The 13,512-nt window shown below is 47.4% G+C and carries 13 protein-coding genes; 6 read left to right on the plus strand and 7 right to left on the minus strand.

Annotated elements, in window-relative coordinates:
• Window positions 1–37: 37 nt before the first annotated feature.
• Entirely contained in the window at window positions 38–1,225 is a 1,188-nt protein-coding gene (locus tag CLV60_RS28190) for an SGBP N-terminal domain-containing protein (protein ID WP_374755660.1), read from the minus strand.
• A gap of 696 nt (window positions 1,226–1,921) precedes the next feature.
• On the opposite strand from CLV60_RS28190, the gene CLV60_RS28195 reads away from it, so the two are divergent.
• Window positions 1,922–3,196: a thioredoxin domain-containing protein gene (locus CLV60_RS28195; RefSeq protein WP_106598743.1), complete on the plus strand. Its 1,275-nt coding sequence runs from the start codon at window positions 1,922–1,924 to the stop codon at window positions 3,194–3,196.
• 135 nt (window positions 3,197–3,331) lie between these two features.
• Window positions 3,332–3,490: a hypothetical protein gene (locus CLV60_RS34370; RefSeq protein WP_170118885.1), complete on the plus strand. Its 159-nt coding sequence runs from the start codon at window positions 3,332–3,334 to the stop codon at window positions 3,488–3,490.
• Window positions 3,491–3,849: 359 nt separating this feature from the next.
• Here CLV60_RS34370 and CLV60_RS34780 read toward each other — a convergent pair whose 3' ends face one another.
• Complete coding sequence (locus CLV60_RS34780; RefSeq protein ID WP_374755662.1) at window positions 3,850–4,047, minus strand: helix-turn-helix domain-containing protein; 198 nt, start codon at window positions 4,045–4,047, stop codon at window positions 3,850–3,852.
• A gap of 291 nt (window positions 4,048–4,338) precedes the next feature.
• Window positions 4,339–4,452 carry an antirestriction protein ArdA gene (locus CLV60_RS28215; RefSeq protein WP_229211163.1) on the minus strand — a complete coding sequence of 38 codons (114 nt, stop codon included), beginning with the start codon at window positions 4,450–4,452 and terminating at the stop codon, window positions 4,339–4,341.
• 284 nt (window positions 4,453–4,736) lie between these two features.
• Between CLV60_RS28215 and CLV60_RS28220 the strand changes: the two genes are divergently transcribed.
• The gene (locus CLV60_RS28220; RefSeq protein ID WP_106598747.1) at window positions 4,737–5,642 is read left to right on the plus strand and encodes a prohibitin family protein; all 906 of its coding nucleotides are present in this window, start codon (window positions 4,737–4,739) and stop codon (window positions 5,640–5,642) included.
• Between the two features lie 299 nt (window positions 5,643–5,941).
• On the opposite strand, the gene CLV60_RS28225 is transcribed toward CLV60_RS28220, so the two are convergent.
• Window positions 5,942–7,906: a KUP/HAK/KT family potassium transporter gene (locus CLV60_RS28225; protein ID WP_229211164.1), complete on the minus strand. Its 1,965-nt coding sequence runs from the start codon at window positions 7,904–7,906 to the stop codon at window positions 5,942–5,944.
• 226 nt (window positions 7,907–8,132) lie between these two features.
• Between CLV60_RS28225 and CLV60_RS28230 the strand changes: the two genes are divergently transcribed.
• From CLV60_RS28230 to CLV60_RS28240, 3 genes are read left to right on the plus strand one after another with little or no spacing between them, the layout of a single operon-like run.
• Window positions 8,133–9,062 carry a pentapeptide repeat-containing protein gene (locus CLV60_RS28230; protein ID WP_106598748.1) on the plus strand — a complete coding sequence of 310 codons (930 nt, stop codon included), beginning with the start codon at window positions 8,133–8,135 and terminating at the stop codon, window positions 9,060–9,062.
• Between the two features lie 12 nt (window positions 9,063–9,074).
• Window positions 9,075–9,836, plus strand: coding sequence for an ABC transporter ATP-binding protein (locus CLV60_RS28235; protein ID WP_106598749.1), 762 nt, complete (start codon window positions 9,075–9,077; stop codon window positions 9,834–9,836).
• 1 nt (window position 9,837) lies between these two features.
• Window positions 9,838–10,605 (plus strand): ABC transporter permease, encoded by a 768-nt coding sequence (locus CLV60_RS28240; protein WP_106598750.1) that lies wholly within the window; start codon window positions 9,838–9,840, stop codon window positions 10,603–10,605.
• Between the two features lie 505 nt (window positions 10,606–11,110).
• Here CLV60_RS28240 and CLV60_RS28250 read toward each other — a convergent pair.
• From CLV60_RS28250 to CLV60_RS34785, 3 genes are all read right to left on the minus strand, one after another.
• Window positions 11,111–11,431 carry a helix-turn-helix domain-containing protein gene (locus CLV60_RS28250; protein ID WP_229211165.1) on the minus strand — a complete coding sequence of 107 codons (321 nt, stop codon included), beginning with the start codon at window positions 11,429–11,431 and terminating at the stop codon, window positions 11,111–11,113.
• A gap of 167 nt (window positions 11,432–11,598) precedes the next feature.
• Entirely contained in the window at window positions 11,599–12,174 is a 576-nt protein-coding gene (locus CLV60_RS28255; protein WP_106598753.1) for an antirestriction protein ArdA, read from the minus strand.
• Between the two features lie 298 nt (window positions 12,175–12,472).
• The coding region (locus CLV60_RS34785) for a HEPN domain-containing protein (RefSeq protein ID WP_229211166.1) at window positions 12,473–13,512 on the minus strand (1,040 nt) is incomplete at its 5' end.

Genomic DNA, 13,512 nt, shown 5'->3' on the forward strand with positions numbered 1-13,512 from the left:
CACAGCAGTTTACCGCGAAAATTACGCATACGAAATACTATTGGGTAATGGTGATTATATCGTCAAGATCCTGGTCATAAAGGGTGCTGCCATTGTCTGAAAGGTAGGCGATCCTTACCGCGTAAGCCCCGGGTTTGATATCGGCAGGCAGGCTGATCAAGAGCTGCTTACCGGCTGCCGAATAGATCGCATTCTGATTATACTGCACAGACTGGCCCAACAATTGAACCTGGTAAAAACGCGCATTCAGTTTTTCAAAGGCGCGCGTGGTCATCGTGACAGTCTCGGCTGCGCGGTAGCTGACCTTATTACCTTCGAATCCGGTGATGAAGGGCAACTCTTTACTATACACGCGGATGGTTTGGGCTGCATCCGTCCACGCTTTTTCGCCAGAAAAGATGAAAACCGACAGCTTGTAGTTGCCAGGAGGCAGATTCATTTTGTGAATCGGATCAAACAGATCAGAAACCAGCTTCGACTCGTTCTTCTCGAAAGGGCTGCATATGAATTCACCCTTATCTCCCAGCGCATACAGCCTGTAATCATACCTTTCCGGCCACAAAAAGCGGCCTGCCACCATAAGCGTATCACCTTCTAAAATATTACTGCGCCTGATGGAGCTGATCACAGGTAAAGGGACACGTACCAGCAATGATTTCACCGACACTGCCTGGGTATTGCCTTTTGCCATTTTGACCCGGTATCCGCCGGGCTCGATTGTCTCGGGAATAGTAATGGTTAACCGGGTCGAGTCGATCAACTTGAAATTTACTTTGGTCTCTTTCCCCGACGAGCCGGTAAGCGCGATCTGAATGGATGAGGTAAACCCATCGAAATGCTTCCCGATCAGGCTCACAGCCTCTCCTGCGCGAACTGTATCTTTTGAAAAGCCGGCGATCACTGCTGCAGGCTGCGGCAAAGCACTTACTTTAACTGTATAGGCTTTTTTGGAACCGTCAGCCGCGACAACCGTGTAGACCACCTCACGCGAAAAATCCTGTGGAACTGATGCCGCAGGTACAAGCATCGCACCCACACTGATGTCAATTTGGGGGACCAAATCAGAAAGCACGGACCCATATTCCACAGAAACTCGTATAATTCCCGACTTCTCGTCAATGCTTATATCAGCAGCGGGATAGATTGGAAGCACAAATGATAAAATCTGGTGCTCCGATGGTAGTTTTTCCGGCTTTTTACACGAAAAAGCAACAGCAAACAGCACGAGCCATAGGAGCGATAAGCTCTTAAAAGAACCGCTGCCAGAATGGCTAAAATCACCCCCAAAAAACAAATTTTTAAATAATAAAATTGCTTTCAAATGCGTGTAGTAAGTTCGTTAAAATGAAGTATTAGTAAATATCGTTTCATCAATATATGGAAATATTGGGAGCGCTAACTTAGAAGATTTTTTTAATTAATAAAAAGCAAGTGAAGTTATTAATTTTCAATAGATATTGATTGAATAGTAGTTTATAGAAACAATTCTATAAAATTATGGTTATTGAAAACAAACTCTCATACAACCACAATTGTCGTATTTTGTCTGCCGAAAACAATCTACATTCTACATAATACAGGTTATTTATTTTTGCTTTGGGGCGTGACTATTGACATATAAATCAATATTTTAAGAAAAAAAAACTCAGCAAGTATATCTTTATTTCAATGAAAAAAAATTCTACACGAATATCGTTTTCAATATTCTACAAATAGAGAAAACAGTATGAATTTTGTAGAATATTATTTATTAATCCGACAATATCTTTGCCGGGCAGCAGTAAATGGAAAAGCCCGCATCCGTATTTTCAATAAAATCAAATATTGATAGATTTGTGGCGATTGTCAAAAGAAGGGTTCGTTGCCCGCTAAAATTCCACTACCAATAGTTACCCATTTTATTTTTTAGCTCATCCCGCCCATGAACCGATATATTTACCCGCGTGCAGCGTGCACATTGCTCATCTTTTTCCTATTTGCCGTTCGCATCAAAGAATCAAGTGCTCAGTCATCTCAAAACGCAGGACAGGGAATCCGGTTCAATGCCGGTACTTTCCAGCAGGCGCTGGCTACGGCCCAAAAATTAAACAAACCGCTGTTTGTGGAAGTGTTCCTGAAAGGTTGCCCGCATTGCGAGGCGCTGGCGCCAGTATTGCAGCAGAAAGCAGCCGGTGATTACTACAATGGCCGTTTTGTCAGCTGGAAAACCGAGGCCAACTCGCCCGAATCGGCAGCCCTACAAAAACTGAAAGGGGTAAAATATCCCGAGTTTCCGATGCTGTTCTTTTTCGATACAACCGGGGCGCTCATACACATGGCCACGCCCACGGAGCGCGCAACGCAGAAAGAATTTGTCGAAGAAATCGTGGAAATTGGCCGCAAAGCATTGGACCCGGCATCACGCACATCCGGATACGCACAACGGTTCGAGGCCGGTGAACACGATCTAATGTTTCTGATCGACTACGGCAAGTACTGCAAGACCACAGGCGATAACAGCAGCCTGACCCGTGTCAACGATGCATTGGCAAAGCTTTTGACAACCCCGCCGGATATTACCAGCCAGGCCGGTTTTTATGTATTGCAACGGCTGATTAACGATGTGGACAACCCACTGTCCCGGTACTTTTTCTCGCATTTGGACGAATTCCGCGGTAAGTACCCGGCAAAAAACGTGCAGGAGGCCGGCGAAGCCATCCTGTATCACTCCCTTTATGGCCCGAAAGGCGATTCCTACCCGGCCGGTCGGATTATCGCAATGCGCCACGACATGGTGAGGCTGGGCGTCCCGGAAGCCGACGCCTCTGCGCGCCTGTTGATCAAAGAGCTCGCCGCGCACCTTCGCGAGAAGAATACTATGGCCGCCGTATCCCGCTTCAACGAGTACCGAGGGAAGGCCACCACCCTTGGCCTGGCCGACTATGCCTACATTACGAAGTTCTTCAACGAGAAATCTTCCGATAACTCCTATTTGCCGCAAATGCCACTTTGGGCGGCCGACGGCCTTCGCCTTGCCAAGCCCGAGGAGCTTAATACCAAAGTAGCAGCGGGCCTCTATTATGAATTATGTGAAGCTTATTGGAAGATGGATAAAAAGGCCGAGGCGAGTCAGAATGCCGCGAAGGCGCTGGAGATAGCGAAGATCGCCAAAGACGATCTCAACAGATATGAGGCGTTGATCAATAAAGTTAAATGAATATGTGTCTTTCCCCCTGTGGGGGGAATAGACTCAAATCGGAACAGATTCATTTTATGGAATACAAATGGAAAGCCTATGTGGAACGATAAGACATTGCATAGCCTGCTCATTGTAACTAGTGGCTGCTTGGCCTTGACACACTTATGGCCTTATTTGAGCCAGGCTTGGCAGGCATTCAAAGAGAAAAAGCCTATCCGGCAGGTACGCAGACCTGCGACCAACAAGCCGATCGCCGGCGGTCTGGCCTTTTTGGTCGGGATACTATGGACTTGGCTGTATTTCAGAGATTAAGTTGATTATAAATCAGATGCAAAGGCAAGCACTGCGGCGGGACGGGCGCAGTTTTATGAATATTTGGTGCCTCTTGTATTCCGTCCTCTATATGACAGTAGAAAGATGGTTTAGATCCGGAACTGGCCGAGACACTGATGACTGTTACGGTATGATTTCTCAGCGGTACCAAACCCAAGCTATTTTTTTCCAGTTTCGAAGAATCGAGTCATTTTTCGTTTTCCGTACCTTCGCACTGTAGTTACTGAAAAATTCAGTTGCTTCTTCAATTGTTGATCCTTGTTGCAAAAAATAAACCCTGACGTGTGCTTCATCAGGGGGACACTGGCTTCCAAAGCCAGTTGAACATCGTTTCTTCTTCATTTGACCGCAGCAGTTTTAAATTTTTCGAACATTTTTTCGATGTCTGCCCGCTCGTAATAAATCACGCCGCCAATCCGCATGAAGCTGAGCTGCCGGCTGACGCGCATAGCATGCAGCTTGCCGGGCGATACATCAAGCAACTTCCTAACCTCTCGAGATTTTGAGCCATTGCTTAGAATGCTTAGTGCCTGCACCTGCAAGCAGTCTTCTTATTTCAGACAATATTTGCTCTTTAAATTTTTCCAGATCCGCCAAACTGACTAATTGATACGAGTATACCGATGAAATCTCCTCTGATTACCTGCTCTTCTTTTCCATTGCTCATTATTTTATGTTAACAGTGAAAAACATCTGTTGACATGTGCAGTCGATGTTTTTGATGGGAAAATAATGACCGGCATTTAATACTTGTTTCCTCTTTTTCCCAGCGGAACAAAAGAATTAAAGGCAGTTCGATGCCGGAGACATCGAACTGCCTTTTGAGTTTAATAATCAGCGAATACGTGGCCGTGATAGGCACTGTAGCCTTCTAAAAATAAATCTTTGGCGAAGGCTTCGTAATCGAAATAACGCTCGAGAGTTTCTGGAACACCTGACAACAGCCAGTCTCCTGGATGTAATGGTAAATAAAAGGTCTTTACCTCAGCTCAGCTTGATTAATCTCAACCAGTTATATCGATATAGCTGTTAATCTTCTTTCAGAAATAGCAAGCTTCTCAAATTGATAGGCCAACGTATCATTTTGATAGCATAAGAGCTGTGAAATATGTCATTTCAATTTGAAATAACCTGCAAATCAACCAGTTGCCCATGACCGAACAAATGGCATGTATTTGGATCGTATAGTCTTATACGTTTTAAACAATTAATAAACCATCCGATTATGTTTATTCTGGTACTAGGGATACTACTGCTGCTAGCGGGGGTATTCGTTTCAAATGCAGGCTATCACATAGCCCGATATGCACGTACATTGAAAATTGCAGGTGGCGCAATAGCGCTTCTGGGACTCATATCTGCAGGCGTCAGGCAGATTGATGCCGGCACAATAGGCGTGCAGTCACTTTTTGGAAAAGTCAATCCGCAGGTTCTGGAAAACGGTCTCAATTTTGTTAATCCCTTGGCCGAGGTAGCCATATTTGACACGAAGACGCAGAATTACACCATGTCGGCAGTGACCAGCGAGGGCGAAGTCAAAGGAGATGACGCCATTCGCGTGCTTTCAGCAGACGGTCTGGAAGTGGTCATCGACCTGACTGTCCTTTACAAGATCATGCCCGACAAGGCACCCAATATCTACAAGGGGATTGGTACAGACTACAAAGATAAAATCGTAAGGCCGGTAACCAGGACACGCATTCGGGACAATGCGGTTTACTATGACGCTGTGGCGCTTTACTCCAAACGCCGTGATGAATTTCAGAACCGCATTTATCAGTCGATCGACAAGGACTTCAAGGGCCGCGGGCTAGTCCTGGAACAACTCCTGATCCGAAATATAACCCTTCCGGAATCGGTCAAAAAGACTATCGAGTCAAAAATCAATGCTGAACAGGAAGCGCAAAAAATGGAGTTTGTCTTGCAAAAAGAAAAGCAGGAGGCTGAAAGGAAGCGAGTAGAAGCCAAAGGTATTGCCGACTACCAGACAATCATCTCGTTAAGCCTTACAGACAAACAGCTTCAATACGAAAACATCAAGGCTCAGAAAGAGCTCGCTGCGTCTCCCAACGCAAAAATAATCATCATTCCTGCGAAGGGAAACGTGCCTCTACTGTTGACCGACAAATAATAGGTCTAAAAAAATAACCTTGCCGTCAGAGACGACCAGGACTAAACTACGCTTTAGGAGCTGCATACCCTTGGCTATAAGTGCGAAAACTAATATTCACAAAACAGGTAAAATCATGAAACCTCGAAGTCGTCGCCGGATAAAACCTTACTCTCTTCTGGTGCTAATTCTCTATATCATGTCCATCGCGGCCTTCGTCTGCCGGGTCTATCTCAAATAGTCCCTTTGAATCTTGTCACTTGGGGCGCTTTCAGAGCACTTTGCTTTGTAAACTTCGATCCCCGGCGGCCGGCACATTACTAGCTCCCGGCCGTCGGCATTCGCTTTATCACATACTCGTCCAGCGGCTGATAAACGAGCGGATATTTCTCGTAAACGACGTTGCTTTCATCCAACCCAAAATTGGCGCCTTCCTGCACGCCGATCAGTTTCAGGTTATAGTAGGATTTAATCAGAAGGTTTTTCCAGAATGATAAGGCATTGTCGTAGGACAGGTAGGAACTGCCTACTATAAACCGGTAATCTCCCATATCACGCCTGTCGTATTTCTTTTCCTCAGCCTGTTCATACACCAGTTCCCCGGTTGAAATCAGGTCTTGCACAATCCGGCGGAAAAACAAATCGACTTTGGGCTCTATACGAAACCCGATGTGCATATTGATAAAGTAGGCGTCGTTCGGCGAAATCGTTTTCACATCATATTGCAGGGTGTAGGGCTCGTCGGCCACATTGACATGGATGAACCAATAAATATCCGCCCGCTTGGCGGGGCTGTTAAAAATTGAATCCAATGCCCTGGTTTCAATTAAATCATTCTTGCTGCTTGAAGTGAGGTATATCAGGTTGGTCGCATAGCTCCTGATGGCGTAGTTCGTTGAAAGATCGCTCAACTTTTGTGCGACAATGGGTGTAATGGGTGAAAATGCAATTAGTTTCTCCTGCATCCGGCGGCCCTGCTGCCAGGTGAGCATCGTCAAGGAAAGCATAGCGCCTACCACGAGCATGATCCAGCCGCCTTCGTGCAGCTTTTGCAGGTTAGCGATCAGAAACGAGCATTCGACGGCGAGGAAAACAGTGGTAATCAGTCCTACCAACGCCAGATTGATGCGCCGGGTGACAAGGTACAGCGCCATCAGAAAGGTAGTAATCAACATGGTCAATGTCACAGACAGGCCAAATGCCGCCTCCATATTTTTGGATTCACGGAAATGCAAGACCATCAGAATGCAGGCGCACATCAAAAACCAGTTGAAGAACGGAATGTACATCTGTCCCCGGATCGTGCCCGGGAAGATCACCCGGTTTCTGGGCCATACGCCGAGCCGGATCGCCTCGTTCACCAATGTGAAACAGCCCGATATCAGCGCCTGGCTGGCTATCACGGTCGCCATAGAGGCCAAAATGACCGAAGGAATGTAAATACCTTGCGGGATAATGTTGTAGAATGGGCTCAATGCATTGGCCTTTCCAACTCCCAACAGCCAGGCCGTCTGTCCGGCGTAGCTTAAAATCAAACAGACCTTAACATAAATCCAACTTATGCGAATATTGTTTCGACCGACATGGCCCATGTCGCTATACAGCGCTTCCGCACCTGTCGTACATAAAAATATGCCCCCCAAAAGCCAGAAACCCTCCGGATAGTTAACCAAAAGTTCATAAGCGTACCACGGATTAATGGCTTTCAAAACAGACCAATCAGAGGAAAGCGCCATGACGCCTATTATGCCAATGAATGAAAACCAGACAAGCATCACCGGACCAAAGAACCTTCCGATCTGCTGCGTGCCCAGCTGTTGGATCAGGAATAAAACAATGATAATGGCAATCACGATAGGCACCGTATCCAAATGCGGATCGAATTTTTGAAGCCCCTCGATGGCCGAAGCTACCGAGATGGGCGGGGTAATAATCCCGTCCGCAATCAAAAATGCCCCGCCCAGAATAGCAGGTACGATCAGCCATTTGCCAAAATATCTTCTGATCAGCGTGTACAACGAAAAGATCCCGCCTTCGCCATGGTTATCCGCCTGCAAGGTGATCAGAATGTATTTTAACGTGGTTTGAAGGGTAAGCGTCCAGATGATGCAGCTCAGGATCCCCAGTGCTTTGGTTTGCGAAACGATTTCTCCTTCATGGAAAAGGGCGTTCAGTGTGTAAAGCGGCGAGGTGCCAATATCCCCGAATACGATCCCGATGGCTATCAGAAGCCCGGCGGGTTTGATCTGTTTGTGAAATGCGTGATAGTCTGTGCTGTGTTCCAAAGCGCTAGGAGTTCTCGATTTATTGCGAAATAAATCAACTTTCGAAGGAATCTGCAAAATTTAGGCATTGGAGCGCTAGAATCGTCGGTTTTTTCACCGAAACCACGCTTTGTAGGCAAATAACAACCAAGAGTAGCGCAGATACAACCAAGTGTAGTGGCTTTTTTGCAGGCCGGTCGGCATCTCCAATATAGTTTTGCGATGTCGAAAAAAACAAAAAACACGTATGGATAGTAAGGTAATCGGCGAAAAAATCGCCAAAGCAAGAAAAGAGAAAAATATGTCGCAGGCGCAGCTCGCACAGCAAATATTCATAAGCCCTCAGGCAGTAGGGAAATGGGAACGCGGTGAATCGATGCCCGACATTACTACGTTTGACCGGCTGGCGGAGGTTTTAGGAGTAGACCTCAATTACTTTTCCGAAAACGCTCCGTCCGTGACCGCCGAAATACTCAATGTAAGCGAGTCCGCAAGCACAACCACTCTTGTAACGGAGAATGCCTCCGGCTCCCACGACCGTCACGTCCTGATAAATCTCACCGCGGCGGATCTGCAAGAAAGCGATTTCGCAGGGGTTGTGTTGCACAAAGGCAAATTCAAAGCCAGCTCGCTACGCGGAGCCGACTTCTCTAATGCAGACCTGACCGGCAGCTCATTTGACGCCTCAGACGCACGTGAAGCCAATTTTAATGGCGCAAATCTGGCGGAATGCCACTTTTCGGCCACAGACCTTTCCGGTGCAAGCTTTGCTAAATCCGTTCTTCTACGCACGGCCCTGAACATGTCCGGCCAGGGCGCGAAGTTTGTGGACGCAAGCCTGGTGGACGTAAAATTGCTTAAAACAGACCTTAGAAAAACAGTCTTCCGGAACTGCACCTTTACAGGCGTTGATTTCAGTTACTGCGACCTGCGCGGGATCGATTTCAATGGGCAAACCTTCGACGGTGTCCGGTTTGACAAGTCTGCCCTAAACGATGTATCCTTCCAGGGTGCAACGCTCAGAAACGTCTCCTTTACAGTGCCTTTCTCCTTGACGAACAAATCACATCTGGCGCTCAAAACGATCAACTTCGATGGGGCCATCATGGACAAGCTCACTTACCTGGCGCTCAAAGGCCTGATGGTCGTCGATTTATCAAACGTTACGATCCTCTAACCAAAAGTAAGCATGCAAAAACTGGCAATAAAGGTAGAAGGGCTGCAAAAGTCCTTCAAAGGGCTTTCTGTGCTCAAAGGAGTGGATTTGGAGGTAGAAAAAGGCAGTATCTTCGCTTTGCTGGGCACCAATGGCTCCGGGAAAACGACGATCGTCAAAATCCTGACTACATTGCTTAGACCCGACAGCGGGAAAGCGATCGTTGGCGGATTTGACGTCAACCAAAATCCGGGTCAGGTTCGTCAGGCCATCAGCCTGACGGGCCAGTTTGCCGCCGTGGATGAAATGCTCACCGGTCGTGAGAACCTGATTCTGATAGCACGGCTGCGACACCTGCAAAATCCCCGTCGAATCGCCGATGACTTATTAAACCGCTTTGGCCTCAACGAAGCCGCAGGCCGATTGGCATCCACCTACTCAGGCGGTATGCGCCGAAGGCTCGACATTGCGATGAGCCTGGTTGGCAACGCTCAGCTCGTATTTCTGGACGAACCTACCACGGGTCTTGACCCCGAGGCCCGTATCGAGGTTTGGAAGATCATTAAGGAACTGGCCGCGGGCGGCACCACCGTATTTCTAACTACCCAATACCTGGAAGAGGCCGAACAACTTGCCGACAGGATCGCCATTCTGGACAAAGGGAAAATCATCGTCAGCGGCACGCTCGCGGAACTGAAAAAGATGTTCCCTGCTGCCACAGTAGAATACATCGAAAAACAGCCGAGCCTGGAAGAAATTTTCCTAGCAATCGTCGGCGCTAACCAGGAACAATAAAATGGAAACTACAAGAACCTATTTTTTGACAGATACCGCCATCATGCTGGGCCGGTCGCTACGGCACGTATTCCGCAGCATGGACACGATCATCACCGTCACTTTAATGCCCATCGCCATGATGCTGCTATTCGTGTACGTGCTCGGCGGAGCGATCCAAACCGGGGCAGATAACTACGTAAACTATCTGCTGCCAGGCATCCTTTTGATCGCCATAGCCAACAGCATTGGATACACTTCCTACCGATTGTTCTTGGATATGCAGAAAGGCATATTCGAGCGGTTCCATTCCATGCCTATTGCACGTTCTGCTGCGCTGTGGGGGCACGTGCTAACCTCCCTGGTATCGAACATGATCTCTCTGTTTATTATCGTCCTGGTTGCACTGGTCATGGGTTTCCGCTCATCCGCGGGCGTGCTCGAATGGTTAGGCGTAGCGGGCATGCTCGCATTGTTTACCCTGACGTTAACCTGGATCGCCGCCATAGCCGGTTTGTCAGCAAAGTCTGTGGACGGCGCTGCCGCAATCGCTTACCCAATCCATTTCTTGCCATTGATCAGCTCGGCATTCGTGCCTACCGCCACCATGCCGTCGGCAGTCCGGATATTTGCCGAAAACCAGCCCGTGACCTCAGTAGTCGAAACGATCCGTGCGCTGCTATCTAATCAGCCGGTAGGAAGCGAACTGTGGCTGGCACTCGGCTGGTGCGGGGGAATTGTGCTTTTGGCTTACCTATTTGCCATGCGGGTTTATCGCAGGGCCAACTGAAATTTGTCTAAATCAGCACCACTCAATTTGGGGAAGTCTAATAATTACGGAATTATGTTTCGTGAGAAATAACTTAGGAGGAGGCCTCGTAAATTTAACAAGGCGGAGCGCTTTTGCAGCTAAGACTATTGTAAACATTGAATCCCGAATTCTGGGGAAGTTTGTTTCTTCTGGTTTCTTAGGTTTCAAATTGGGGTTCGACCCCGTATGGGAGAATATACTTGATTGAACCGGAGGGCTTCGCACTTTGCCTTTTGATTATACCAAAATCTATGTTTGCTGCTCTCACAACTAGTTAGTTGCAACTACCATATCCAATTCCAGGCAAGTCGTTTCCAATTTTTTATCAATGCCCCTTGGTCGTTCTTCCACATCTTCGCATTGTACTTATTGAAAAATTCAGTGGCTTCTTCAATCGTCGTACCGTGTTGCAAAAAATAAACCCTGACGTGTGTTTCGTCAGGGGGACACTGGCTTCCAAAGCCAGATGAGCATTGTTTCTGCTTCATTTGACCGCAACAGTTTTAAACTTTTCGAACATTTTATCAATATCTGACCGGTCGTAGTAGATCACGCCGCCAATTCGCATAAAGCTGAGCTGGCGACTTGCACGCATCGCATGTAGCTTGCCTGGGGATACGTCAAGCAGCTTCCTTACTTCCCGAGATTTGAGCCATTGTTTGGAATGCTGAGAGCCTCCACCTGCCAGCAGCCGTCTCATTTCTGAGAGCATTTGCTCTTTAAACTTTTCAAGATCCGCCAAAGTGACTAATTGATGCGTGAACAACGCCGAACTCTCCTCTGCTTGCTTGCCCTTCTTTTCCATTGCTGTCTGCTTTACGTTAACAATCAAAAACATCGACTGCGCGTAGCAACGATGTTTTTGATCGGAAAATACTAGTCAGCATTAGATACTTGCTTCCTCTTTTTCCCGCTGGAACAAAAAGAATGAAATGCGGTTCGATGCGGGGCCCATCGAACCGCACATCGCTTTCAATAATCTATGAAAATATGACCTTCGTATTCGCTGTATCCATCTAAAAACAAGTCTTTGGCGAAGGCTTCGTAGTCGAAATACCTTTCCAGAGCCTGTGGCACACCTGACAACAAACCTGTGTCTTCGACATATTGATAGGTGTATTCAAGTGTAGCGTCTTTGCCACAGCCGCCAAAGAATCCTTGGTAGCTTTCCCGGAAACTTTCGATTTGGTCTTCCAGCTCGCAGCCATTAGATGGCCAATAATTGATCTGCTTACAGTAAATCTCGAACGCTTCGGCAGTCTCTTCGTCCATTTCGCTGGTTGCCTGAAAGTAAGCGAACGCCTCTTTATGAAGGCTGCATTCCGAGATCAAAAAGTCCGGGATATTCTCCCAGTCCTGGAACATCAGCTCTGGACGGCAGCCGTCGCTGTCAAATTCATTTCGATGAAACTCATGGCAGTCCTGAAGGAACCCTTTTAGATCTGAGTAGTCTGTTAGGTCAAACCATTTACCGAACAGCGAACCACTGTTATACTGACCGTAAGTTCCTCCTACATAGATCTTTGGAGCATTTGTGAGATTTCTCATGATTGAAAGGCATTTAAGAGTAGCTATGGCCCGGCGGGGCCGCCCAGGCTTTGTGCTCAGGGCAATCGCTGCCTTCCACTCAAAGAAAAAATGATGGGGCTCATCCCCTTGGTTGCAAGCCCATCCGGCGGTTTAAGGTGCGGCTGGCTAATGCGGGTTCAGCTAAAAAGCCGGATGACGAAGTGCAGGCTTGCAACCGTCATTTTTTGCTTTGTAATTTTCGCTTGCACTGAACGCATCTTTTAGTGGTTCTTTTCAACAATCCGAGCAACAAAAAAGCCTGTAGTCACCTCTCCGGCTAAACTTTAATTGCAGCCATTCGCTCTTCGAACACTGCTTCGGCTAATTCCAGCAAACGCAGCACCCGAGAAGAAATTGAATGAAGATCTTGTTCGCTGATCTGATAGTCTGGATTGTATCTGGCCCCGAGATATGCGTCTTCCAGAAGGTCTAAAAGCCGTTCTTCATCCGGCAAACCACCAGGAAAGATGTCATTCAACTGAGGAGCTAATCTATGGTTAAACCTTTTAAGCGATCTGACGGAATGCGTGCGCCGTTCGCTTCCGTAAAGCGCCATGGCAGTGCTGCGAAATGTAGTTTCAGCAGCTTGTTGTAGCATAAACATCGAAAGCGCATACTCCCTTACTTGTTGATAATACGCTGCTCCCTCGAAGAACCTTCGGGCTTTACTCATTCCGGCTATAAACGCGTGCCTCGACTTCTCGATCAGTTGCCTGAGGGTTTCGGGAAGCATTTTCGGTAATGGCGTAATACTCCGTTGGTATACCAGGTTTTCGGTCGTACAGGCGAAAGAGAAATATACTTGACCACTGGTAAGCGCGTGATGAATATCCGACAGTTTGTGGACTGAGCAGCAGAGCTTTTCATCACCGGCACTGAATAGCTCAACGATGGGCTGATGCTCTTTGAAGGTCTTTTGATTATCATCGGCAAACACAATCAGCAGATCCCTGTACGGCTTCTGTTCCGTTGATTCAGGCGCAGCATGCTTGATCTCAAATATGAGTAGAGGCTCAAGTGCTGCAATTAGTAATTCTATGATGGCTTTGTTACCCGCTAGCTTCCCAAGCCGACGTTTCCGGTACGGAATCCCTTGATCGCTTCTTGAAATGAGGTAAACGGCTTCGAGAAGCGATTCCAATAACTCGTACTGGATGATTTCAACGCATTCGCCGGTAGCTTCGCAAATACTCACCTTGCTCAGTCCATACTCCACCCAGTCTGGGTATTTCGGAGAAGTTGACCACCTGATTCCGTGGCAAATTGACCACCTAATTATCTGGCGGCCGGTAGCAGAAAAAAGCTGCAGAAGCAGTT

The sequence above is a fragment of the Dyadobacter jiangsuensis genome, from assembly GCF_003014695.1.
Classification (GTDB): Bacteria; Bacteroidota; Bacteroidia; order Cytophagales; family Spirosomataceae; genus Dyadobacter; species Dyadobacter jiangsuensis.

Bases quoted from the DNA above. Each gene is read 5' to 3' on its own strand.
- CLV60_RS28230 (WP_106598748.1), top strand. From the start codon at position 8,133: ATGGATAGTAAGGTAATCGGCGAAAAAATCGCCAAAGCAAGAAAAGAG.
- CLV60_RS28240 (WP_106598750.1), top strand. From the start codon at position 9,838: ATGGAAACTACAAGAACCTATTTTTTGACAGATACCGCCATCATGCTG.
- CLV60_RS28235 (WP_106598749.1), top strand. From the start codon at position 9,075: ATGCAAAAACTGGCAATAAAGGTAGAAGGGCTGCAAAAGTCCTTCAAA.
- CLV60_RS28250 (WP_229211165.1), bottom strand. From the start codon at position 11,431: ATGGAAAAGAAGGGCAAGCAAGCAGAGGAGAGTTCGGCGTTGTTCACG.
- CLV60_RS28255 (WP_106598753.1), bottom strand. From the start codon at position 12,174: ATGAGAAATCTCACAAATGCTCCAAAGATCTATGTAGGAGGAACTTAC.
- CLV60_RS28195 (WP_106598743.1), top strand. From the start codon at position 1,922: ATGAACCGATATATTTACCCGCGTGCAGCGTGCACATTGCTCATCTTT.
- CLV60_RS28220 (WP_106598747.1), top strand. From the start codon at position 4,737: ATGTTTATTCTGGTACTAGGGATACTACTGCTGCTAGCGGGGGTATTC.